General features: G+C 63.7%; 11 protein-coding genes. 7 read left to right on the forward strand and 4 right to left on the reverse strand.

Going from position 1 to position 23,067, the window contains the following annotated elements; translation table 11 throughout:
• Nucleotides 1–120 precede the first annotated feature (120 nt).
• From VF769_RS09830 to VF769_RS09845, 4 genes are read left to right on the forward strand one after another with little or no spacing between them, the layout of a single operon-like run.
• Nucleotides 121–2,010, forward strand: a complete 1,890-nt coding sequence (locus VF769_RS09830) for a non-ribosomal peptide synthetase (RefSeq protein ID WP_331008223.1) — start codon at nucleotides 121–123, stop codon at nucleotides 2,008–2,010.
• Nucleotides 2,010–10,043, forward strand: a complete 8,034-nt coding sequence (locus tag VF769_RS09835; RefSeq protein ID WP_331008224.1) for a non-ribosomal peptide synthetase/type I polyketide synthase — start codon at nucleotides 2,010–2,012, stop codon at nucleotides 10,041–10,043. The genes VF769_RS09830 and VF769_RS09835 overlap by 1 nt, the downstream gene beginning before the upstream one ends.
• A complete protein-coding gene (locus tag VF769_RS09840; RefSeq protein ID WP_331008225.1) occupies nucleotides 10,040–14,095 on the forward strand; it encodes an amino acid adenylation domain-containing protein in 4,056 nt (1,351 codons plus the stop codon). The genes VF769_RS09835 and VF769_RS09840 overlap by 4 nt, the downstream gene beginning before the upstream one ends.
• Nucleotides 14,092–15,297, forward strand: a complete 1,206-nt coding sequence (locus VF769_RS09845; protein WP_331008226.1) for an alpha/beta hydrolase family protein — start codon at nucleotides 14,092–14,094, stop codon at nucleotides 15,295–15,297. The genes VF769_RS09840 and VF769_RS09845 overlap by 4 nt, the downstream gene beginning before the upstream one ends.
• Here the strand turns inward: VF769_RS09845 and VF769_RS09850 are convergent.
• Together VF769_RS09850 and VF769_RS09855 are read right to left on the reverse strand one after the other, a co-directional pair.
• Nucleotides 15,231–15,905: a 4'-phosphopantetheinyl transferase family protein gene (locus tag VF769_RS09850; protein ID WP_331008227.1), complete on the reverse strand. Its 675-nt coding sequence runs from the start codon at nucleotides 15,903–15,905 to the stop codon at nucleotides 15,231–15,233. The two genes, VF769_RS09845 and VF769_RS09850, sit on opposite strands and share 67 nt — an antisense overlap.
• The gene (locus VF769_RS09855; protein WP_331008228.1) at nucleotides 15,889–17,367 is read right to left on the reverse strand and encodes an oligosaccharide flippase family protein; all 1,479 of its coding nucleotides are present in this window, start codon (nucleotides 17,365–17,367) and stop codon (nucleotides 15,889–15,891) included. Before VF769_RS09855 ends, VF769_RS09850 begins: the two co-directional genes overlap by 17 nt.
• 215 nt (nucleotides 17,368–17,582) lie before the next feature.
• On the opposite strand from VF769_RS09855, the gene VF769_RS09860 reads away from it, so the two are divergent.
• Together VF769_RS09860 and VF769_RS09865 are read left to right on the forward strand one after the other, a co-directional pair.
• Nucleotides 17,583–18,356: a methyltransferase, TIGR04325 family gene (locus VF769_RS09860; RefSeq protein ID WP_331008229.1), complete on the forward strand. Its 774-nt coding sequence runs from the start codon at nucleotides 17,583–17,585 to the stop codon at nucleotides 18,354–18,356.
• Complete coding sequence (locus tag VF769_RS09865; protein WP_331008230.1) at nucleotides 18,353–19,594, forward strand: glycosyltransferase family 4 protein; 1,242 nt, start codon at nucleotides 18,353–18,355, stop codon at nucleotides 19,592–19,594. Before VF769_RS09860 ends, VF769_RS09865 begins: the two co-directional genes overlap by 4 nt.
• On the opposite strand, the gene VF769_RS09870 is transcribed toward VF769_RS09865, so the two are convergent.
• Together VF769_RS09870 and VF769_RS09875 are read right to left on the reverse strand one after the other, a co-directional pair.
• Nucleotides 19,528–20,652, reverse strand: a complete 1,125-nt coding sequence (locus VF769_RS09870; RefSeq protein ID WP_331008231.1) for a glycosyltransferase family 4 protein — start codon at nucleotides 20,650–20,652, stop codon at nucleotides 19,528–19,530. The genes VF769_RS09865 and VF769_RS09870 overlap by 67 nt on opposite strands.
• On the reverse strand, nucleotides 20,642–22,120 hold the full coding sequence (locus tag VF769_RS09875) for a glucosamine inositolphosphorylceramide transferase family protein (RefSeq protein WP_331008232.1): 1,479 nt from the start codon (nucleotides 22,118–22,120) through the stop codon (nucleotides 20,642–20,644). Before VF769_RS09875 ends, VF769_RS09870 begins: the two co-directional genes overlap by 11 nt.
• A gap of 341 nt (nucleotides 22,121–22,461) precedes the next feature.
• Between VF769_RS09875 and VF769_RS09880 the strand changes: the two genes are divergently transcribed.
• Nucleotides 22,462–23,064 carry a class I SAM-dependent methyltransferase gene (locus VF769_RS09880; RefSeq protein ID WP_331008233.1) on the forward strand — a complete coding sequence of 201 codons (603 nt, stop codon included), beginning with the start codon at nucleotides 22,462–22,464 and terminating at the stop codon, nucleotides 23,062–23,064.
• Nucleotides 23,065–23,067 lie beyond the last annotated feature (3 nt).

A 23,067-nucleotide genomic window follows, 5' to 3' on the forward strand; every position in this document is an offset into this window, starting at 1 on the left:
CACGCCTATCCGGATACGTACCGGTCGGGAAACGAACCAAAATTCGGACCTGGAAGCTGGCGCGCGTGGGGCAATCCTCCGGCGCCATCCCGCGTCGGCCGCTAAGAATGAGCGCACGTCATGAGCCTTGCCGAAAACCCCGCGCTCGACGCTTTGGCTCCAAGCTCCTACCCGCGCGACAAGACGATCGTCGAGCTGTTCCAATCGAACGTCCGCACCGCGCCAGATGCGATCGCGCTGGAGCAAGAAGGCCGGACGCTGAGCTATGCCGCGCTCGACGCCTTCTCCGATGTGCTCGCGCTTAAGCTTAAGGACGTCGGCGTCGGCCCTGGCGATATCGTGGCGCTGCTCACGCAGCGTTCGATCGAAGCGGTCGCGGCAATGTTGGCGACGCTCAAGGTGGGCGCCGCGTTCACGCCGCTCGACCCGGCTTACCCACGCGAACGCCTGGCCTTCATGCTGAGCGATGCGGCGCCCAAGGCGCTGTTCGCGCAGGCTGATGCGCTCAACGCGTTGCAACTCGGCTTCCCGGCCGCGAGCACGCTGTTGCTGAATTACGAAGCTGGCGACGCGGGGTTCGATACGCACCAAAGCGGCCCGGAGGACGTCGCCTACCTTATTTATACGTCGGGCTCGACGGGACAGCCTAAGGGCGTGCTGGTGCCACATCGCGGCCTCATCCGCAGTGTGTGGCGCAACGATTATGCGGGCTTCACCGGGGGCGATGATGTGGTGCTGCACATCACGGCGCTCTCGTTCGACCCGAGCCAACTCGAAATCTGGGGTGCGCTGCTGAATGGCGGAAAACTGGCTATTTTGCCGGACGCGACACCGTCTCTCGACCGCATCGCCGACACCATCAAGCGCACCGGCGCGACCTGGACCTCGCTCACCACCGGCATTTTTCATTTCATGGTTGAGCACCGGCTTAGCGATCTCGCCGGAATGCGCGCCATCAATGCCGGCGGCGATGTGCTCTCGGCCCCGCATGCGGATAAAGCCGCGCGTGCACTACCGAACACCACGCTGATCAACGCCTACGGGCCGACGGAAAACAGCATCGTCACGACGTGCTTCCGCGTCCCGCACAGCGGGTGGAGCGACGGCCCGATCCCCATTGGGGAAGCGGTCGCGCATTGCACCCTCTATGTGATGGATGAAAATCTGCGCGAAGTGCCGAATGGTGAAACCGGCGAGCTTTGCACAGGCGGCGATGGCTTGGCGCTCGGTTATCACAATCAACCCGAACTCACCGCGCAGAAATTTGTCCGCCACCCGCAAACGGGCGAACGCCTCTATCGCACGGGCGATCTCGTGCGTCGCCGCGCCGACGGTTTGATCGAGTTTGTGGGCCGCAACGACCGCCAGGTGAAACTTAACGGCAAGCGTGTTGAGCTTGATGAGATTGAAGCGCTGCTGCGCGAAGACGAAGACGTCGCCGACGCCGCTGCGATCCTGCGCGAAGACACCCCGGGCATTAAACGCCTTGCCGCCTATTTGAAGCCCGCGCATCAGCCCGCGCCGCCGGCTTTCGGCGCGGCGGTGATCGAACGGCTCAAAGCGCGCGCGCCGGCGCACATGATCCCGGCCGATATTGTGGTTTTGGAAACCTTCCCGCTGACGCCAGCGGGCAAAGTCGATCGCAAAGCGCTGCCAGCGCCGCGCGTCGATTTTAAGCCGTTGGAAACCAACGACGACACCGAACGCACACTCGCGGAAATTTGGCGTGAAGTTTTGGGCGTCGGCGCCGTGGGGCTCGACGATAATTTCTTCGACCTTGGCGGCACCTCACTTCTTTTGATCCGCGTGCACGCGAAAATTCAGGAAAAACTCAGTCCCGATCTCCCATTAGTTACGCTGTTCGAGACGCCCAAGATCCGCGACCTCGCCGAACGGTTACGCAAACCTAAAGGCGAGCCGAACGGCGCGGCTCTTGCAGTTAAGGACCGTGCGAAGCGCCAGGCTGAGGCGCTCGCGCGCATGCGGGACGCCAAGAAAGGCAGGGGCTAGTGTCTGGGAACGACACAATAGCGCAAGATGATGCATCCGACGCACTCGCGCCGGACGCGATCGCTATTGTCGGTATCTCCGGCCGATTCCCGGGCGCAGCGAACCTTGATCAATTCTGGGACAATATCCGCAACGGCGTGTGCTCGGTCACCCGCTTCCGCGATGATGAGCTCGAAGACGCGCATCCGCCGGAAGTGCGCAACGATCCGAAATTCGTAAAGGCGCGTCCGATCATCGAAGGCGTCGATCAATTCGACGCCGGCTTCTTCGGCATGCTCGCGCGCGAAGCGGCCTCGACCGATCCTCAACACCGCCTCTTTCTGGAATGCGCTTGGGAAGCGCTCGAAGACGGCGGCGTTGACCCCTCGCGCTATGAGGGCGCGATCGGCGTGTTCGCGGGCGCCGCCTTCTCCACCTACATGACCACGCACGTCGTGCAGGACCGCGCGACGATGGAGCGCGCCGCTAGCACCTACCAGCTTGGCGATTTCTCGATCTGGTCGAGCGGCTTGCAGGACTTCTTGGCCACGCGCACCGCCTACAAGCTCAACCTGCGCGGCCCGGCGATGACGGTGCAGAGCGCCTGCTCCACGTCGCTGCTTGCGGTGGCGCAAGCGTGCCAAAGCTTGCAACTCTATCAATCCGACATGGCGCTCGCGGGCGGCGTGTCGATCTCGTTCCCGATCAAACGCGGTTACCTCTTCCAAGAAGAGGGCATCGTCGCGCCCGACGGCATTTGCCGTCCGTTTGACGCGAATGGCGCGGGCACCGTGTTTGGAGCCGGCGCCGGCGTCGTGTTGCTGAAGCGGCTCGAAGATGCGCTGCGCGACGGCAATCAGATTTACGCTGTGATCCGCGCCGCCGCGATCAACAATGACGGCGGCGATAAAGTCGGTTTCACCGCGCCGAGCGTCGACGGCCAGGCCGCGGTCATCGCCACCGCACAAGCTGTCGCGGGAGTCGATCCCGAGAGCATTTCTTACGTTGAGTGCCACGGCACCGCGACGCCGCTCGGCGATCCCATCGAGTTCGAAGGTTTGCGTAAAGCCTTCGGCACCGAGGCGCGCCAGTTCTGCGGTCTCGGCTCCGTCAAAGCCAATGTCGGCCACCTTGACACGGCCGCCGGCGTCGCTGGCCTGATCAAAGCCGCCCTCGGCTTGCATCATGGCGAAATGCCGCCGATGGCGAATTACTCGTCGCCGAACCCGCGCATTGATTTCGCCAACAGCCCGTTCTACGTCGTCGATAAGTTGAAGCCCTGGCCACGCGGCGCGACGCCGCGTCGTGCAGGCGTCAGCTCCTTCGGCATGGGCGGCACCAACGTGCACCTGGTGTTGGAAGAAGCGCCGCGCGTGGTCGCCGCTGAAGCCGCGCAGGACGATTCACCGATCATCCTGCCGCTCTCCGCACGCAGCGATGATGCGCTTGCGCAAGCCAAAGAACGCCTCGCCGCGCATCTGGAAGCCACGCCCACACTCGCGCTCAACGACGTCGCCTTCACGCTGATCGAAGGGCGGCGCGCTTTCCCAAAGCGCACAGTGGTTGCCGCGCGCACCCGCGAAGACGCTATCGCGAAATTGCGAGGGACGACTGCGATCAGCACGGCCGTCGACAGCGCGCCGATCATCTTCATGTTCCCCGGCCAGGGCGCGCAATATCCCGGCATGGGCCGCGACCTGTATGAGCGCGAGCCGCTCTTCCGCGACATCATGCAAAAGGGCGCAGCTTTGCTGCAGCGCCTCTCCGGCCTCGACCTGCTCAAAATCCTTTACGACGACGCGCCGCCTTCCGAAGACGCGCCGCATCCGATCCGCTCCACGCTGCTTGCGCAGCCCGCGCTCTTCCTGATCGAATACGCGACCGCGCGTTTGTGGATGAGCTGGGGCGTGCAACCGGCCGCCATGATCGGCCACAGCGTCGGCGAGTTCGTCGCCGCGTGCCTTTCGGGCGTGATGCAATTCGAAGACGCGCTCACGCTGATCGCCGCGCGCGGCCGCTTGATGCAGGATATGCCGGGCGGCGCGATGCTCTCGGTGCGTCTAAGCGAAGCCGAAGTGCGCCCCTATCTCGGCGACAAGCTCGATCTCGCCGCGATCAATTCGCCAAATCTCTGCGTTGTGTCCGGCACGTTTGAAGATGTCGACGCGCTGGAGAAGACGCTCGACGCCGCGGGAATCGTGCATCGCCGCCTGCACACCTCGCACGCTTTCCACTCGCGCATGATGGCGCCGGTTGTCGAAGCGCTGGCGCATGAAGCCGCGAAGATTCACTTCAGCACGCCAAGCATTCCGTATGTCTCCAGCCTCACTGGCGATTGGATCAAGCCGGACGAAGCGCGCGAACCGCATTATTGGGCGCGCCATTGCCGCGAAGCCGTACGCTTCGCCGATGGGCTCGCCGCTGTCAGCAACGACGCGAAGCCTATTCTCATTGAAGTCGGCCCCGGCCGCACGCTGGCGACGCTCGCTTCGCAAATTCTCGGCAAGGGCGGCGCTGGTGCGCTGGTCAATTCCATGCCGGAAGCGACGCGCACGAGCGCCGACGACATCATGATGGCCGAGGCTTTCGGTCGCGTGTGGGCCGCCGGCGCGGCGATCGATTGGAACGCGCGCCGCCCCCTCCAAGGCCGCCGTGTCTCGCTGCCGACCTATCCATTCCAACGCCAAAGCCATTTCATTGAAGCGCCCAAGCACGCCCATCAGGCGCCGCAGGCGCAGGTGATTTCCTTCCCGACGCCAACACTCGTGGCGCCGCCCGCCTACATCCCCCCTCAAGCTTCCAACCCGGAACCTGTACTCATGTCTAAGCCGTCCTCCGAAGCGCGCCTGTCCAACTTCCGCGCCGCGATCACGGAAATCCTCGAAGACCTCTCGGGTGAGTCACTTGAGGGCGCGGACACGAATGCGAGCTTCCTCGAGCTTGGCTTCGACAGCCTGCTGCTCGGACAAGTCGTGCAACAACTGGCATCGAAGTTCGGCGTGAAGATCACATTCCGCCAACTCGTGAACGACATCCCGACCATTGAAGCATTGGTCGCCTTTCTCGATGCGACCATGCCGGCTGACGCATCGCCGGCTGCTGCGCCGATCGCCGCCGCCGCGCCTGTCGCGCAAGCGCCGATGCAGATGGCGGCCGCGCCCGTGATGCAGCCGATGCAGATGGCCGGCGGCATGGAAGGCCTGTTCGCCGCGCAAATGGCGGCGATGCAGAACCTGTTCGCGCAACAACTCGCTGCGATGCAAGGCGGCGCTGTCGCCATGCCGATGGCGCCTGTGGCCGCGCCAGCGCCTGCCGCCGCCCCCGCAGCGGCGCCTGCCGCGAAAGCAACGCCCGCACCTACCGCAAAGGCGCCAGCCGCTGACGCTTCGGCGGACGACGAAGACACGACGCCGCAACGCTTCAAGCAATATCTGCGCGGCGCGCGACCGCAAGCGCAGCAAGTGACGAACGCACAGCGCGATTTCATCGAAACCTTCGTGCAGCAGTACAACGCGCGCACGGGCGGCTCGAAGACCTACACCGCCGCCAACCGCGAGACCCTCGCCGACCCGCGCGCCGCCAACGGCTTCCGGGCGGAATGGAAAGAGGCGGTCTATCCGATCGTCGCGCCGCGCTCGAAGGGGTCCAAGATTTGGGACGTCGACGGCAATGAATACGTCGACCTCGTCAACGGCTTCGGCCAGACCATGTTCGGCCACGCGCCAGACTTCGTGCAGGAAGCCGTGATCGAGCAGACCAAGGCCGGCTTTGCCATCGGCCCGCAAGCGCCGCTGGCAGGCGTCGTCGCCAAGCAGATCGCCAACATGGTTGGCATGGAGCGCGTGACGTTCTGCAACACCGGCTCTGAAGCGGTGATGGCGGCCATGCGCGTCGCCCGCACGGTGACGGGCCGCAATAGGATCGTGGTCTTCAACAACGATTATCACGGCCAGTTCGACGAAGTGCTGGTGAAGCCGGGCGGTAAGCGCCAAGGCCCCAAGGCGTTGCCGGTGACCATCGGCGTGCCGCCGGAATCGGTCGCCAACATGGTTGTGCTGAATTACGGCGCGCCGGAATCCCTCGATTGGATTCGCGCCAACGCGAACGATCTGGCGGCGGTCATTGTTGAGCCTGTGCAAAGCCGTCACCCCGAGATTCGCCCGGTCGAATTCCTGAAGGAATTACGCGCCATCACTGAGCAATCAGGCGCCGCGTTCGTGTTCGACGAAGTCGTCACCGGCTTCCGCACGCATCAAGGCGGCATGCAGGCGCTCTATGGCATTCGCGCCGACATGGCGACCTATGGCAAGGTGCTCGGCGGGGGCATGCCGGTCGGCATTCTCGCTGGCGCGCCGCGCTTCATGGATGCGCTCGACGGCGGCCAATGGCGTTATGGCGATGACTCGGTGCCGGAAGTGGCGCCCACCTTCTTCGCCGGCACCTTCGTGCGCCACCCGCTCGTGCTCGCCGCCTGCCACGCGGTGATGACCTACATGGAAGAGCAAGGTCCGAGCCTGCAAACCAAGCTCGCGGAACGCTGCGCCGCGCTCGTGGAACGCATCAATGCGGACCTGGCCCGCCGCGGCATCGCCACGCGCGCGGAGACGTTCTCTTCCTGGTTCAACATCAATTTCGCCGGCGAAGATCGCCTGGGCAGCTTGTTCTACCTGTATGTGCGCCACCTCGGCGTCCACATTCAGGAAGGATTCCCCTGCTTCCTGACGACCACGCACACGGACGAAGATCTCGAGAAAGTCTATCGCGCCTTCACTCAAGCGCTGGATGCGCTGCAATCGGTCGGCATCCTGGCGCCGAAAGAAGGCGCTGCGGCCGCCTCGGCCGCCGTCGCCAGCGCCGTAGCGCCGGCCGCACCGAGCGAATCTCCGCTGACCGAGCCGCAAATCGAAGTCTGGCTCGCCTCGCAAATGAGCGATGAAGCTTCGTGCGCGTTCAACGAAAGTCTAAGCGTTCGCTTCGAGGGCCCGCTGAGCACTGACGCGCTCGCCAACGCGATGAAGGACGTGTCTGCACGTCACGACGCCATGCGTGCGCGCTTCTCGCGCGCCGGCGATCGCATGATCATTTCGCCGGATGCGGCGATTGATTTGCCGGTGATCGACGTCAGTGGCGAAGCTGACCCGGAAGCGGCGCTGAAAGCCTTCATGGCGCAGGACGCCGCCACGCCGTTCGATCTAATCAACGGCCCGGTAATGCGTGGCCATGTCTTGAAGCTTGGCCCGCAGCTCCATGTGCTGGTCTTCACCGGCCATCACATCGTCGCCGACGGCTGGTCGCTGAACATCATCGTCGACGAGCTGGCCAAATCCTATCGTGCCCGCCTCGCCGGCGCGAAAGCCGATCTGCCGAAGCCGCTCTCGTATGCGCAATACGCGACCGACCAAGCTGCGCGCGGCGCCGCGAAAGCCGAGATCGAGACCTATTGGCTCAACCAATACAAGACTATCCCGGCGCTGCCCGAGCTGCCTTACGATCATCCGCGCCCGGCGGTGAAAACCTTCGCCGGCGCCACCCACACCGATTTCATCGACGCGACGCTCTATCGCGCCGTGAAAAAGGCCGGCGCGAAGCAGGGTTGCACATTGTTCGCGACACTGCTCGCGACACTGCAAGTGATGATGGGCCGACTGGCCAACGCCAATGACGTCGTTGTCGCCGTGCCGACCGCCGGCCAAACATTGCTCGACGGCGAGATCATGGTCGGACATGCTGTCAACTTCTTGCCGATCCGCGCCGCCTTCGATCCGCAAGCGCCGTTCGCGACGCACCTGCAGAACGCCAAGAAGCAAGTGCTCGATGCGTACGAGCATCAGGACTTCACCTTTGGCACTTTGGTGCGCAAGCTCGGCGTCAAACGCGACCCGAACCGCCTGCCGCTGACCGAAATCCAGTTCAACCTCGAGCGTATCGCCGACGGCGTCGAATTTGGCGGCGTCAAGGCCGCGATCACGCCGAACCCGAAAGCGTTCTCGAACTTCGACATCTTCTGGAACGTCGTCGAGTCCGACGACGGCCTGCGTATCGATTGCGACTTCAACACCGATGTGTTCGACGCGGCCACGATCCAGCGCTGGGTCGGCCATTATCGCGCGATCCTATCGGCGCTCGCCGCCGACATGAGTCTCAAGATCGCCGAGCTGCCGATGCACGGCCCGGATGAACTCAATTGGCTGATCGACACGCTAAATGATACGCGCGCCGGCTTCCCGAGAGACGCGTTCGTGCACGACCTCATCGCCGCGCAGGCCGCGAAGACGCCGGACGCGATCGCCGCTGTCTGCGGCGCCGAGAGCATCAGCTATTCAGCACTCGACAAGCGCGCGAACCAACTCGCCCGTCACTTCCGCAAAACCGCGCCGGGCCTTGGCCAACGCATCGCCGTCGCCACCGATCGCTCGATCGACATGCTGGCGGCCTTGATCGCCGTCATGAAAGCCGGCCACACTTATGTGCCGCTCGACGCCACGCATCCGGCCGCGCGCCTGCGCCAAACCGTGGAAGCCGCCGACGTCGCCGCCATCGTCTGCAACAATGACGCAGCAGCAGCCTTCGCGCCGGCTGGCGTCAAGATCATCCGCATCGATCACGATGCGGCCGCGATCGCGCAAGAATCTGAAAATGTCATCGAGCCCGCGCTCGGCGACCCGGAGCGCGCCGCCTACGTGATCTTCACCTCGGGCTCGACCGGCGTGCCGAAAGGCGTGGCCGTACCCCACCGCGCGGTCGTGAACTTCTTGCTCTCGATGGCAAAGAAGCCGGGCTTTGAAGCGAGCGACGTCCTCGTTGCGGTGACAACGATCTCGTTCGACATCGCCGGCCTCGAACTCTATCTGCCGCTGATCAAGGGCGGCCGTGTCGTCATCGCTGATCGGGACGTCGTCCGCGGCGGCTTCGGTTTGGTCGATCTCATCAACAATGTCGGCGCAACCGTGGTGCAAGCCACCCCGTCGCTCTGGCGCATGCTGATGGAAGCCGGCTTCAAGCCGCGCGCTGGACTCAAGATGCTCTGCGGCGGCGAACCGCTGCCGCGCGATTTGGCCGATGCGCTGACCGCAACGGGCGCCGAGCTTTGGAATATGTACGGCCCGACCGAAACGACCATCTGGTCCTCGTGCGGCCGCGTCGAAAACGGCAAGGCCATCACGATCGGCGAACCGATCGACAACACCCAGCTCTTCATTCTCGACGGCAACGACCAACTCGCGCCGATCGGGGTTACCGGTCAGCTCTATATTGGCGGCGACGGCCTGGCGCTCGGCTATTACAAGCGCGACGACCTCACCGCTGGCGCGTTCCGCACTGTGACTCTGCCAGGCCGCGCGCCGCAGCGTCTTTACAATACGGGCGACGTCGGTCGCCGTCTCGCGAACGGCGATATTCAATTGCTCGGTCGCAGCGATCACCAGGTGAAGTTGCGCGGCTTCCGCATTGAACTCGAAGATATCGAGACCGCACTGCGCAAGGCGCCCCATGTCAGTGCAGCGGCGGTGGCGCTGCGCGGCGGCGATACGCCTCGTCTCGTCGGCTATGTCGTGCTGAACCCGGGTGCGTCGCTCGACGCCAAGCAGCTCACCGACACGCTGGCCGCGCAATTGCCGGACTACATGGTTCCCACCACGTGGATGGCGCTTGAGGCGCTGCCGCTGACCGCCAATGGCAAGCTCGACCGCAAGGCGCTGCCGGAGCCGGATGCCGGCGCCGCCATCGCCGACCGCGAGATCGTGGCGCCGCGCACGCCGCTCGAAACCCAAATCGCCGACGTGTGGCGCACCGTGCTGGGCGCCGGCGAGATCGGCGTCAACGACAATCTGTTCTTCCTTGGCGCCGATTCGCTGCACGTCTTCCGCATCACCGCGCGCCTGATCGAACAGGGCCTGCATGTCGAGGCAAAGGATTTGCTACGCCATCCGACCGTCGCCGAGATCGCCGCGCTCGCCGCTACCCGCACTGAGGCGCCGACAACAGCCGAGCGTGCGGGCGCGCCTTCGCTGCGCGCCTTCCGCGGCGGCGCCCGTCGCGGAAGCACATCGTCATGACCACGCGCGATCATATCGGCGCGCCCGCGCCCGCGACCGTGATCGACACGCTGCCCTGTTCGGTCACGCAGTCGCGTTTCTGGTTTCTCGAGAAGATGGAACCAGGCAACGCAGCGTTGAACGTGGCGCTGCGCTGGGACATCCGAGGCAGGTTTCGCGCCGAAACCATCGAGCAAGCGTTCCGGACTGTGATCGCCCGGCACGAAGTCTTGCGCACGCGCTTCATCGAAATCGACGGCGAGCCGCACCAGCAAATCCTCGCCGACGCGCCGTTCAAGCTCTCGGTCATCGATCTGACGCGGCTGCCAACCTCCACGCGCATGGAGGAAGCTCGCGCCCACAGCGTTCGCGAAGCACAGGCGCCGTTTGATGTAAGCCAGGCGCCGCTCATCCGCGCCACGTTACTGCAGCTGGAGGACGACCACGCCCACCTGCTGATCACCATCCATCACATCGCCTTCGATGGTTGGTCGATCCGCGTGCTCGGCCGCGAGATCGGCGAGATCGCGGCCGCGCTTGATGCAGGCCGCGCGCCTAATCTTCCCGATTTGCCGCTTCAATATGGCGATTTCAGCCTATGGCAGCGCGAATTTATGCAGAGCCAGAGCTTTTCCGACGACACGGATTACTGGCTGAAGCGCCTCAGTGACGCACCCTATTTCGAGATCGTCACCGATCGCCCGCGCGCATCCCGGCAAACCTTCAATGGGGCGATCGTGTCCGAGATGGTGCCGCACGACGTAAGCGACAAGCTCACCGAGTTCGCACGCACCGAAGGCGTTTCGCTGTTCAGCGTCGGCGTCGCCACCATCACCGCCGCGTTGCATCGCTTCACGGGCGAGACGGACATCGTCATCGGCACGCAGGTTGCCAATCGCGACGACACCGACCTGGAGAACCTGATCGGCGTCTTTATCAACAACATCGTACTGCGGCTCGATGCGCAAGGCGACCCACGCTTCGACGATCTGCTCAAGCGCTGCGCAGACACGATCGGCGACGGCTTGGCGCGCGCGCAGGTGCCCTTCGACGGCCTCGTACGCCAGCTGCGCCAAGCTCCCGACCTGTCGCGTACACCGCTCTATTCGGTGAACTTCATCTTCCAGCGCGCCTTCATGGAAAACGCGCGTTACGGCGAGTTCGAACTCGCCGGCATTCCGTCGGAATCGCCCGGCACGCTGCTCGATTTCAACGTCATGCTGGTGCAGCGCCCCGATGGCTGGCGCGCCTCGCTCGAGTTCAACACCGATCTCTATGATCGCCACACCGCCGAGCGCATGCTGGAATTATGGCAGCAGACCATGCGCGCCGCGGCGAACGCCCCGCTGTCACCCATTTCGAAACTTGAGGTCGTTTCCGACGCCAACAAGGCGCTGCTCAGTCGACCGCGCCCGCTGCCGCCCTATCCGCGGGACAAGACCGCACATGCGCTGTTCGCCGAAATCGCCGCCGCTCGCCCGGGTTCGATCGCCTTGATTGAAGGCGCGCGCCGCATGACCTACGGCGAGCTTGAACGCCGTTCGAACCAGCTCGCGCGCCGTCTGCAAAGCCTTGGCGCCCGACGCGGACGCCGCGTCGCCATCGTCGCGCCGCGCTCGATCGAGACCATCGTGTCGTTCCTCGGCGTGATCAAAGCCGGCGCCTCGTACATGCCGCTCGACGGGGACTACCCGATGGAGCGGCTAAGCTACATGCTCGATGATTGCGCGCCGGCTGTGGTCATCGTGCACAAGGACGCGCGGGACAAGATTGGCGCATTCAACGGCCCTGTTGTTGACCTCGACATCGCCGGCATGGAAATGGCCGAAAGCGACGCGCCGATTGAGAGCGACGCGACCGCGCTCGATCCGATCTATCTCATGTATACGTCGGGCTCGACCGGAAAGCCCAAAGGCGCGATCATCCCGCATCGCGGCATTGTCCGCTTCGCGCGCGCCCAGGAAGGCTTCCTCACGCTCGGTCCGCAGCACACGATGCTGCATGTGTGCGCGCTTGCCTTCGATGCGAGCGCCCAAGAAATCTGGTGCGCCCTGCTCAACGGCTCGCCAATCGCAATCATCAAAAGCCATCCACCGACATTGGCGCAGATTGCAGACACGATCGCCGAGCACAATTGCACGATCGGCATTCTGCCGACCGCGCTGTTCCATTTGCTGGCCGAACACCGCCCCGAGGCGCTGCGCGGCATGAAGCAGCTCGTCATCGGCGGCGATGTGCTTTCACCTGCCGCGGTGCTGCGGGTTTATCAGGCTGATCCGGATATCGAGATCGTCAACGGCTACGGGCCAACCGAGTGCACGATCATCTCGACGCTTTACAGCGTGCCGCGGGACATCACGCCGACGACAGTGCTGCCGATCGGTCCGCTCATCGGCGCCACTGACGGCTATGTCGTTGATCGCTACGGCAATCTGGCCCCACCCGGCGCGTTGGGCGAACTCTATATCGGCGGCGACGGCGTGGGACTCGGCTATCACAACAGGCCCGAACTGAGCGCCGAGAAATTTCTGCCGGACATGATCTCGAATACGCCCGGCGGGCGACTCTATCGCACCGGCGACATCGTACGTCTGCGTCCAGACAGCCTGCTCGAATATATCGGCCGCTCGGATTCGCAGGTGAAGATCCGCGGCATGCGTGTGGAGCCCGGCGAAATCGAAGCCGCGCTCGCCGCGCACGAAAGCGTTGGCGAAGCCATCGTCGTGGCGCGTGATGTGCCGCCCGCCGGTAAGAAGCTCTTTGCTTATGTCAGCCCCGCCGTGGATCGCATCGAACCGCTTGAGGCGCTGCCGCACATCCTGCATGAGCACCTTTCGCGCACGCTACCGCCGCACATGGTGCCGTCCGGCATCAGCGTTCTGCGCGTTCTGCCGCAGACTCCGAACGGTAAAGTCGATCGGCGCGCGCTGCCGGACATCCCGGTGCTTGGCGCCCCAGTCATGGAGCGCACAGCGGCCGCAAGCGCCGAAGCCGCACCGCAAAATGAGACCCTGAGCGAAACGCAAATCAGACTGCGCGACATCTGGCGTGATGTCCTGAAGCAAGATCAGATCGGCCTCAGCGACAGCTTCTTCGATCTTGGCGGCCATTCCCTGCTCGCTTTCCGTATGTTCGCGCGAGTCGAGGACGAATTCGGCCGCAAGCTCGAAATCCTGCAATTGTTCAAAGCGCCGACGCTACGCCAGTTCAGCGCGCTGCTGAACGCCGCGCCCGCGCCGCGTGCTGTCGAACCGATTGAGGATTGGCAGGTCATCCGCCTTCAGCCCAACGGCTCGAAGACGCCGATCATCGCCATCGACAATCCGATCCTCTATTACCACCTCTCCAAGCAACTCGGTCCGGATCAGCCGTTCACGTGCTTGCAGCTGTTCAATCCCGATCGCCCGCAAAGTGTCGCATCGGAGACTTTCCCAGAAATCGCCGCGCAATATGTGCGCCTCCTGAAGGCCGCGCATCCGACGGGTCCGTACATCCTGATGGGATTGTGCATCGCCGGCGCGCTCGCAGCGGAGGTCGCACGCCAACTGCAAGCGGGCGGCGATGATGTGCGCCTCGTTGTCACCTACGACACCTGGCGGCCCGGCTTCACCAAATCGCAAAGTCTGCTCGATCGTATCGCACTTGATGTCGTGGACCGTATCGACGTGCATGTGCGCCGCTGGAAAAATTTCCGCAAAGGCGAAATGACCGCGAGCGAGTGGCTGATGAGCTTTAAGTTCGCCTATGCGATCGCCGAATTTGCAGTGAAGCTCGGCCTTCTCAAAGAGCCGCCCAAGCGCGCCACCGGTTGGACCCCGCCCTGGTTCCAGCGTCATCTGCTCAATGCGCGGAAGAATTACGAGAACCCGGGCTTTGCCGGCGATCTGATCGTTTTCAAGAGCGAGCAGACACCACGCGGACCGCTGTTCGACCCACAAATGGGCTGGCGCGACACCAGCGGCGGCCACGTCATCGTGCATGACGCGCGCGGCGGCCATCTGACCATGCTCTCCGAGCCCAACGCCCCCGCTATCGCGGCAAGCATCAAGGCGGCGCTCGAGACAGCCTCTTGATCGACACGATCGGATACGCTTGCCGCCTGATCGCGCGCTATTGGGCGATCCCAGCCCTGGCGTTGCTGCTTCTCGCGCTGCTGGCGCTGTGGCTCACGCAAGCGCGCTGGTCCGCACGCATGGCGCCGGCGATCCCGTTCGCAATGCTCGCCTTGACCTTCGCGGCCATCGCGCTTCCAGCACTTCGCGCAGTGGGCCACTTCGCAGCTTCGTTCCAGGGCGCGCCGGCGACGCCCGTTTTGACAGGCTTGCACCCAGCCGCGGTGTTCGATGTCAATTTGCCGGCAGCCGGCGAGCAGCCTGCGCTCACGGTGCGTCTGTGGCGCCCGGCGAACAGCGCCGGCGCGCTTACGAGGGGCGCGTGTGATGTTGCGTTCACGCAAGCGCCGCCCGACGGGCTCGGCGACGCGCCGCTTGTACTCTACGCGCCGGGCTGGGGCGGCGATCGCTCTGAGAACACCCGCACGGCGGCGATGCTGGCAAGTCACGGCTACATCGTGGTCGCGCTCGATGATTCCGCACCGCAGATTCAATTCGATTTTTCATCTGAGGCCGCCACCGCCGAGACGACACGCCGCGCGGGCGAACGTCTCCAGCTTGCCCTACGCGACGCCCTGTACGCGCTCAATCGCATCCAGACCTGCCTCGGCGCTCACCCCGCCTGGCGGGACAAGACCGACCTCAACAGCGTGGGTTTCATGGGATTCTCGTTCGGCGGCGCCGTCGCCGCCGAGGCGAGCCTGCGTGATGCGCGCATTGCCGCGGTCGCCAATCTAGACGGCGGGCTCTATGCGCAAGCCGCAGCGCAGGGCGCGCGTCGCCCCTATCTCGTCCTGGCGAGCGATTTCGATCCGCCTTCCGCTAGACGGCTCGCCTCGCCGCGCCGCTATGAATGGCAAGTTCTTTATGACGGCGTGCTCAACGAAGCGGCTCACACGCGCCGCCTCGGCGGCGACATATATCTCATCCGCGGCGCGCCGCACGACGCTTTCCTCGATTCATACGGTGTTGGCGATCAATTCAAAAAGTGGCTCCTGCTGCCGCCGGCGCGCGCGGAAGAAATCAAGCACGCTGTGCTGCTGGACTTCTTCGAGACTCATCTCCGCGGCGACACCAGCGTCGCAGCGCACGCACGCTATGCCGAAGTGATGACCTTCAGCGAAATGTCGTCGCGTCTGGAGCGCATCGCCAACGCACCCTGATAGCCATCGGCCGGTTTGAACGAGACTAGACGCCAGGCGCCTGCGTCATCGCCGTCAATTCGCAGAATGCGCGGCGCCTCTTCGTCGATGGTGACGTCAAACGCCTGCAACGAGATCCCCAGGCCTTCACCCTGCGCTTTCACATAGGCTTCCTTGCGCGTCCAACACCGATAGAACGCCGCCTCATAGGCCGCGCCGCTATAGGCGCTCAGCGCCGCACACTCACGCGCAGAGAAAAAGCGCCGCGCGATCTCCGGTCCCTCGATCCCGCGTACGTGCTCAATGTCGAGGCCGAGATCGAATGTATCAGTGATCGCGAGCGCCGCGAGATTGTGCGAATGACTCAGATTAAAGAACGGCCCGCCCACGATGAACGGCTTGCCGTGCTCGGTTTCGTCGAACGTCACATCTGCGGCGGCCAGACCAAGGTGGGCGCCGAGCAGCGCGCGCATGCGTACATGCGATTGCCCAAAGCGGAAACGGTCCTTGTCGAAGACGAAGCGCGCCATGCGCGCCCGCTCCCGCTCCGACAATGTCGCCAACGCTGTCGCCGACACAGACGCGGTCGGATCAAGCGACCAGACATGCACCTCAATTTGCGGCGCCACCGACACCCTCCTCGGTGAGCGGCTTGGCGGCCGAGAACAGCGCCCGCAATTGGCCGACATGCGCCTTCAATTTGCGGCGGCAGACGAACACCAGCACCGCCAGGGCGACCGCCATTTCCGCCAGAGCCAGTGCGACTTCGGCCAAGGGCGGCAGATGGAATTGCCACATCAGCAGCACATGCGCCAAGGCCGCCAGCGCGGAGACAATCAGCGGCGCCGCCAGCGCACGCGTCATGTCGAGGACATTCAGCTGCACGGGCGACAAGAAGGCGTTGTAGGAGCGCAGCAGCGAAAACGCCATGTAGCTCACAACATAGGCCACCACGACCGCCACCACGCCATGCATCGCCGCGAACGGCAGGATCGCCAGCCACAGCACCGTCATCTCAATGCCGATACGCAGACGAAGAGTCGTATTCTCCGTCGCCAGCAACATCGGCGTCCAGATGGTCGAAACCACTTGAATGCCGGCAACGGGCGCCAGGATCGCAAACAAGAGCGATGCATCCGCCCATTTCGCTGAGAGGAACACGACGAAGAACGCATGGCTTGACGCCGCCGCGATCGCCATGGGCGGAAACACAAGAATGGCCACAGCCAAAGACGAGATAAGAACGAGATCGCGCAGCGCCGCGATGTCGTGGCGCAGCGCAACCATCTTCACATACATCGTGCTCTGCGCGGGCGCGGCCAGCAATTGCGAAGGCAGAATCGCCAGCCGATTTGCCATTGAATAGAGCCCGAGCGGCGTGGCGCCCAGCATCTTGCCGATGACCAGCGGATCGATCTGGCGATTGAAGAAGGTGACCAGATTGCCGATGGCGGAATCGCGGCTGAACGTGAAATGACCTTCAAGCGCCGTCAGGGCGAACTGAAATTTCGGGCGAAACCGCGAGGCGATTAAAATGATCGCCGCCTTCACCACCCAATAGAGCGTGGCCTGTGAGACCAACGCCCATACGCCGGCGCCCGCCCCGGCCAACACCAGGGCCGACATCAAGGCAATGAAGGAAGACACAACCTCGGTCGCAGCCAGAAGCTGAAAGCGCTCACGCTGTTGCAGGTCCGCGATCGGCAACGCCGTCAACCCTTGCAGAAAGGGCGACACGGCCATTACGGCGACGATCGGCGCAACTTCGGGGTGTTCGAACAAGATGGCGTAGGGCCACGCGAGCGCCACCACGAAAAGCGCGAGCCCCACGCTTAGCGCCATGATCAGCCAGAACGCGCTCGACCAAACCAACGTCTCGCTCTGCTTCACGCGCACCAGGGATTGCCCCAGGCCCGCGTCGCCGATCGCCATGCAGAACAAAATGAACGGCATCGACAGCGCGATCAGGCCGAACTCGTTCGGCTCCAGGAAACGCGCCAGAATCGGGATCGCGACGATGCTCGCCACCGTCTGCAGCGCGCGCGCGAGGCTCAGCGACGCAACGTTGAATGCGAATTTGCGAAGCGCCACGTTCGAGTTCCGTTAACCTTGCGGGTCGCGTAGATGTCCGCCCGCGCGGGTGGTGTCAATTATGCAGCAATGGCGCCGCGATGAGGTAAAAATCCTTACCTCGATCTGCTGAGGCTTGGGGCGCGCTGGCGGTCTCTGATATAGCCTGGCGCGGTCGCGTCGGTGCAAAACTTGCACCGCGCGATCTCCACGACGAGGTTTGGGTCAGCAGCATCATGGCCGATAACGGCGCAAGACTTCGCGGCACGATTAACCGTGTCGTTCACGCGATGCGCCGCCGCGTCGGCGCGGCGCCGGCAGCCCCCCAGTTTCGCGGCGCTTTCGCCAGCTACGCCGAGGCGCTTGCGGCCGTGCGACCGGGCGCGCTTGCGGGCTACAATCACGCCGAAGTCGCCGATATTTCGTTCGAGAAAATGTGCCAACGCACGCTTTGGGATTACCCCGTCCTGTTTTGGCTCAATCGCCTTCTGCCCAACTCGACTCGCTTGATCGACGCCGGCGGGCACATGGGCACGAAATTCCGCGCCTTCCGCGATGTCTTGACGTTGCCCAGCGGTTTTGATTGGGCGGTTTACGACGTGCCGGAGATCGTCAAGGCCGGCCGCAGCCGCGCCGAACGGGATGGCCTCACCGGCATCTCCTTTTACGACGAGCTCGCAGCCACGCCGCCCGCGGACATTCTGCTTGCGTCCGGTCTGCTGCAATACATCGACATCCCGTTTGCCGATTTTGTCGCGCGCTTGCCGCGCAAGCCCCAGCACATCATCCTGAACAAGGTCGCTACGCGCGATGGCCCCACGGTCGTCACGCTGGAGGATTTCGGCGCCGCCGAGGTGCCCTACCAGGTCCGCGACCACGCCGCCTTCATCGCCACGCTGGCGGACATGGGCTATGCGATCGAGGATTCCTGGGACATCCCAACGCTCAGCCGGACGCACCCCGCCTTCGGCGCGTCCGTCAGCCGCGGCTTCTATGCGAGACTGAAGTGAACAACGACACCCAGCATAAGCCGCTCGGCCGCGTCCTCATCTTGGTCGAGAATCTACCCGTGCCGTTTGACCGCCGGGTATGGATGGAAGCCAACTCGCTTCATGCCGCCGGCTACGAAGTCAACGTCATTTGCCCGAAAGGCAAAGGCTACGACAAAAGCTTCGAGCGCATCGACGGCATCTATGTCTATCGCTACAGCTTGCCGATCGAGGCGTCGGGCTTCGCCGGCTATTTGTTCGAATATCCGGTCGCGCTGATCTGCAGTTTCGTGCTCGCTCTGCGTGTCGCCTTTGCGCGTGGAATCGACGTGATCCACGCTTGTAACCCGCCGGATCTGCTGTTCCTGGTCGCTGCGCCCTTCAAATTGTTCGGCTGCCGCTTCATCTTCGACCATCACGACCTCTGCCCGGAATTGCTGGATTCCAAATACGACAAGCCGCGCCCGTTCCTACGTGCCTTGATGGTGCTGTTCGAACGGTTGACCTTCGCGATGTCGAACGTGTCGATCGCGACCAATGAAAGCTACAAGCGTGTCGCTGTTTCGCGCGGCAAGATGAAACCCGAGAACGTCTATGTCGTGCGCAGCGGCCCACGCCGCGCCTGGATCGATCGCGCCGCAACCTCTGACAGCGCCGAAAAGCTCGTCGGCTATGTCGGCGTGATGGGCGCGCAGGAGGGCCTGGACCTGCTGTTGGAGGCCGCGCACCACCTCGTTTACGTCATGAAGCGCGATGATGTTCGCTTCGTTCTCGTCGGCGACGGCAGCGCCCGGCGCGATCTGGAGGCGCAAGCAGCCGCGCTCAGCCTCTCCGGCCACGTCCGCTTCACCGGCCGCGTGTCGGACGCCGAACTCAAGGATTGGCTTGGTCGCTCAGCGGTGTTGGTGAACCCCGACCGGCCCAGCGAGCTCAACGACAAATCGACGATGAACAAGATCGTCGAATACATGGCGATGGCCAAACCGATCGTGCAATTCGAATGCACCGAAGGTCGGTTTTCGGCGCAGGATGCTTCGCTCTACGCCAAGCCCAACGATGTGCAGGATTTCGCCGCGAAGATCGCGCAATTGCTCGACGATCCCGCCTTGGCGCGGCAGCTCGGCGAGTATGGGCGCGCACGATTTGAATCGGACTTGTGCTGGGAGCACCAGGAGCCGAAACTACTCGCCGCCTACGCCGCAGCGCTCGGCCGTGCGCCGGCGCGCGACACCGCTTTCGCCTCCAGCACCAGCGCGTAGGCCTCCCCCAAGCACTCCAGCATACGCGCGAACGTGAAGCGCTCCAGATAGCGCGTGCGGGCCGCCTTCTGCATGGCGCTGAGCTTGCCGCGATCGGCGGCCAATTCGTTGAACGCTTCCGCGAACGCATCCGCCTCGATGGGCAATACATAACCGGTCACGCCATGCTCGTTGATCTCCGCCGAAGCGCCCACACCAGTGCACACCATCGCCGCGCCGGCAGCCGCCCCCTCGATCAATGAGATTGGCAAGGCTTCGCTGCGTGAGGGCAGCGCCACGATGTCGGAATCCAGCATGCCGGCGTGGATCTCGTCCATGCCGATCCAGCCGGGGAAGCGCACACGCTCGGCGACGCCGGCGTCCGCCAAGGTCCGTGCAAACGGCGCTACATCGCCGTTGCCTGCAATCGTGCAGCGCCAGTTCCGCGAGACGCCGAGCTTCGCCAGCGCGCCAACGAGCACATCGACGCCCTTACGCTCGCCGATTTCACCGGCAAAGAAAATGGTCAGCGGCCGATCTTGCGGCCGCGCCAGATCGCGTCCCGCGGCAAAATCTGGCACCGCGTTGTAGATCACGATCGTCCGCGCCGCCGGCACGCCGACCTCATCCACAAACACCTGCCGCCAACGCTCGCCCAAGGCGATCACGCCGTCCGCACGTCTTAAAATATACTTGGTGACGTCGATCCACAGCTTCTTCTCATGCACGCGGCGGTCGAAGCCGCCGCCGTGATAGTGGAAGATCACCGGCAGACCGAACAATTTGGCGATGGCCCACAACAGCGCCTTTCGATAGGCGCTGGCGCGCAGCGACAGGTTGATGTGCGCAATGTCGGCCTGACGCGTGGCGGCAATCCAGCTGAATCGCGCCACGGCATTGGCGAAGATCAGCAACGAGCCGACACGCGAGCCGTCCCCGCGCGTGGCCAAGAACGTGAATTCCGCCGGCGCGTCATCATGCTGGGCGATGTAGCGAAAAGCGCGCTCGATTCCGCCGCGGCCTTCCAGCCCACGCGGCACGACGCACAGAACACGCGGCTTGCGCCCATTAGTGCGCATCGGGAACCTTCAAATCACGACCGCCGACAATCCGCGGCCGAACGGCGCCGCGGCGCGGCCGATTCAATTTCAGATCGATGACCTGGATATCGTTAAGGCCGTCATAAGTGTGCAGCCCGTTGAAGTCGCCAAAGAGCGCCGGGTCCCACGCGCCGATGCGGCGCTCAATGAAAGTCTCTGGCGTCAATTCCATCACTTCGTACCAAGCCAATTTGGCGCCATAGCCTTGCTCGCAATCCTGCGCCGGCCGCAACAGCCGTCCATTCACCCGGTGGAAGCGCCCCGCCATGCGCGCGCCGCGCACGTCCGACTTCACGGGATTGAGCGCGTGCGGGGTCCACGGACCGAACGGGCTCAGCCCGTGGAAGATGGAAATTTCATCCCAAGTTGAACCTACCGACGGCGCGATAGTGCAGAAAAGCCAGAAACGGCCCGCATGCTCGACGATTGCGGGATCAAACGCGCGCGTGTGCTCCATCACATCGCGGAATTTCTCCCAGCGCGTGGGGAATTCGGCCGCCCTGTACACGCTCAAGCTTCCGCTGGTGCCGCCTTCGGGCATCATGAACATGTCGCCCTCATGTTCGAACACGAACGGGAACGACAAATGATGAGCTTCGGTCAAAACCGGCTCAAGGTGGACGGATTGGGTCACGTCGGGCAGACGCCCGGCGACAATGCGGCCTTTCGGGCCGCCATCGATCAAATCCTCCGCGAACAGATAATCGGCGCCGCGATACGCCACCACGAACGGATCGGCGAGGAAGCGTCCGTCAGCTGAGATCGGCGTGAACGCGTCGTCTCCGCGCCGCCATACGGTGATCCAGTGGCCACGCTTGTGGAAAGCGCTGGCGACCGCCGCCGCGCAACGCAACCACACAAAGCGCACCAGCGCCGCGTGGGAGAAATACACCGCATGGGCATGCGCGTGTTCTGGCAGCGGCGCCACGCGCCGCTGTCCCTGCACGATCTCGATCGCACGTTCAATCAGCAGGGCCGCACGCGCCGAGGCATAGCGAATGCCCCGTGAGAGCACGACCTTATCCTCGATCGCCGCGTAAGAAGCGGCCAAGGTCTCTATGCCTCCATCCGCATTATAGCGAGCGATCGAAATCAGCGGCGATTGCTGACGCAGCAGGCGACCCCACAGCGCCTCCTCGGCGCACTGTCCGTCATAGAGCAACGTCAGGGCGCCGGGGATTTTCTCACCTGCTCCCGAGAGATCGATCACAACGTCGAACGCGCCCGCATCGACGTCCGTGGGCGCGTGCGCATCCTCCGTCACCACCACGCGCGGTCCTTTGAAGATCCAGTGCTCAAGCTTCAACAGCGCTTGAACTGCAAGCGGTACGCGCGCCGCTCCGCGCGGCGCTACGATCACCTCATGTTTCAGATGCTGCAAATGCTCCACGAGCGCGCGTTGCCAGCGCCAGAACCTCTTCGGCGCCACCAGCACGGCGATTTTCATGACCGCCCCCTCGCGCCGCTCCCTACGGCGCCCCGATTAAGCTGATGCATTGGGGGAAATTCACGCGCTTGGCTAGTCGCGCGGGCGGACGCGGGGTACGGCGCAAATTTCACAAAAATTGTGTTGTATTTCATGGTTAACGGGCGGTTACTCACAACCGCGATTACTGCTTTCGCCAAGCACAAGAAAATCGATCAACGATTTCTCTTTTGTGGATATTTGCCGGAGCAGATCCAATGATCAGCGCCTTAAGAAATTGGACGCGCGCGCGTCGCCACGCTCAATTCAACGCTTTCTTGCCAGCGCGCCGCCCGCTTCGGATCGTTGATCTCGGCGGCACGGTGCCGTTTTGGCGCGGCTGGGGCCTCACCCCCGAGGACCGCCTCCACGTTACCCTGATTAACAATCATCATATCGACACGACTGCCGCCGGTCGCAGCGACCACGGTCCCGAAATCCAGAACCGGGTGGCCGACGCCAACGAGGTCACGACCGAATATCTGGGGTCATTCGATTTGGTTTTTTCCAATAGCTTCCTCGAGCATTTGGACTCCCGCGCGGCTCAGCAGCGCCTGGCGCGCAAAATATGCGCCTCGGGTCGCCCGTTCTTCATCCAGGTGCCGAACAAAAATTCCCCGGTGGACCCGCATTTCCCGAGCCCCTTCGCACCCTTCTTCGCCCTTTATCCAAGACGGGTGCAGGCGGCGCTGCTCTCGAAATTCCGGCTAGGTTCCGGCGGCAAGTCCGCAACCGTCGAGGCCGCGATGGAGCGCATGCGCTTTTACAACCCGATCGGCCTTAACGATATGAAAGCCATGTTCCCCGACGCGAATTACGCCATCGAACGGCCGCTGGGCGTGCCGATGTCGGTGCTGGCGTGGCGCGCCAATTGGCGCGATGCGCCGGTGCAACGCGCTCCCCGCGAGGCCGCCACCGCAGCCTGAAAA

It is taken from the genome of Vitreimonas sp., assembly GCF_036392335.1.
Taxonomy (GTDB): domain Bacteria; phylum Pseudomonadota; class Alphaproteobacteria; order Caulobacterales; family Aquidulcibacteraceae; genus Vitreimonas.

Coding starts and splice junctions, on each gene's coding strand:
- VF769_RS09830 (WP_331008223.1), top strand. CDS start 121: ATGAGCCTTGCCGAAAACCCCGCGCTCGACGCTTTGGCTCCAAGCTCC.
- VF769_RS09840 (WP_331008225.1), top strand. CDS start 10,040: ATGACCACGCGCGATCATATCGGCGCGCCCGCGCCCGCGACCGTGATC.
- VF769_RS09860 (WP_331008229.1), top strand. CDS start 17,583: ATGGCCGATAACGGCGCAAGACTTCGCGGCACGATTAACCGTGTCGTT.
- VF769_RS09870 (WP_331008231.1), bottom strand. CDS start 20,652: ATGCGCACTAATGGGCGCAAGCCGCGTGTTCTGTGCGTCGTGCCGCGT.
- VF769_RS09875 (WP_331008232.1), bottom strand. CDS start 22,120: ATGAAAATCGCCGTGCTGGTGGCGCCGAAGAGGTTCTGGCGCTGGCAA.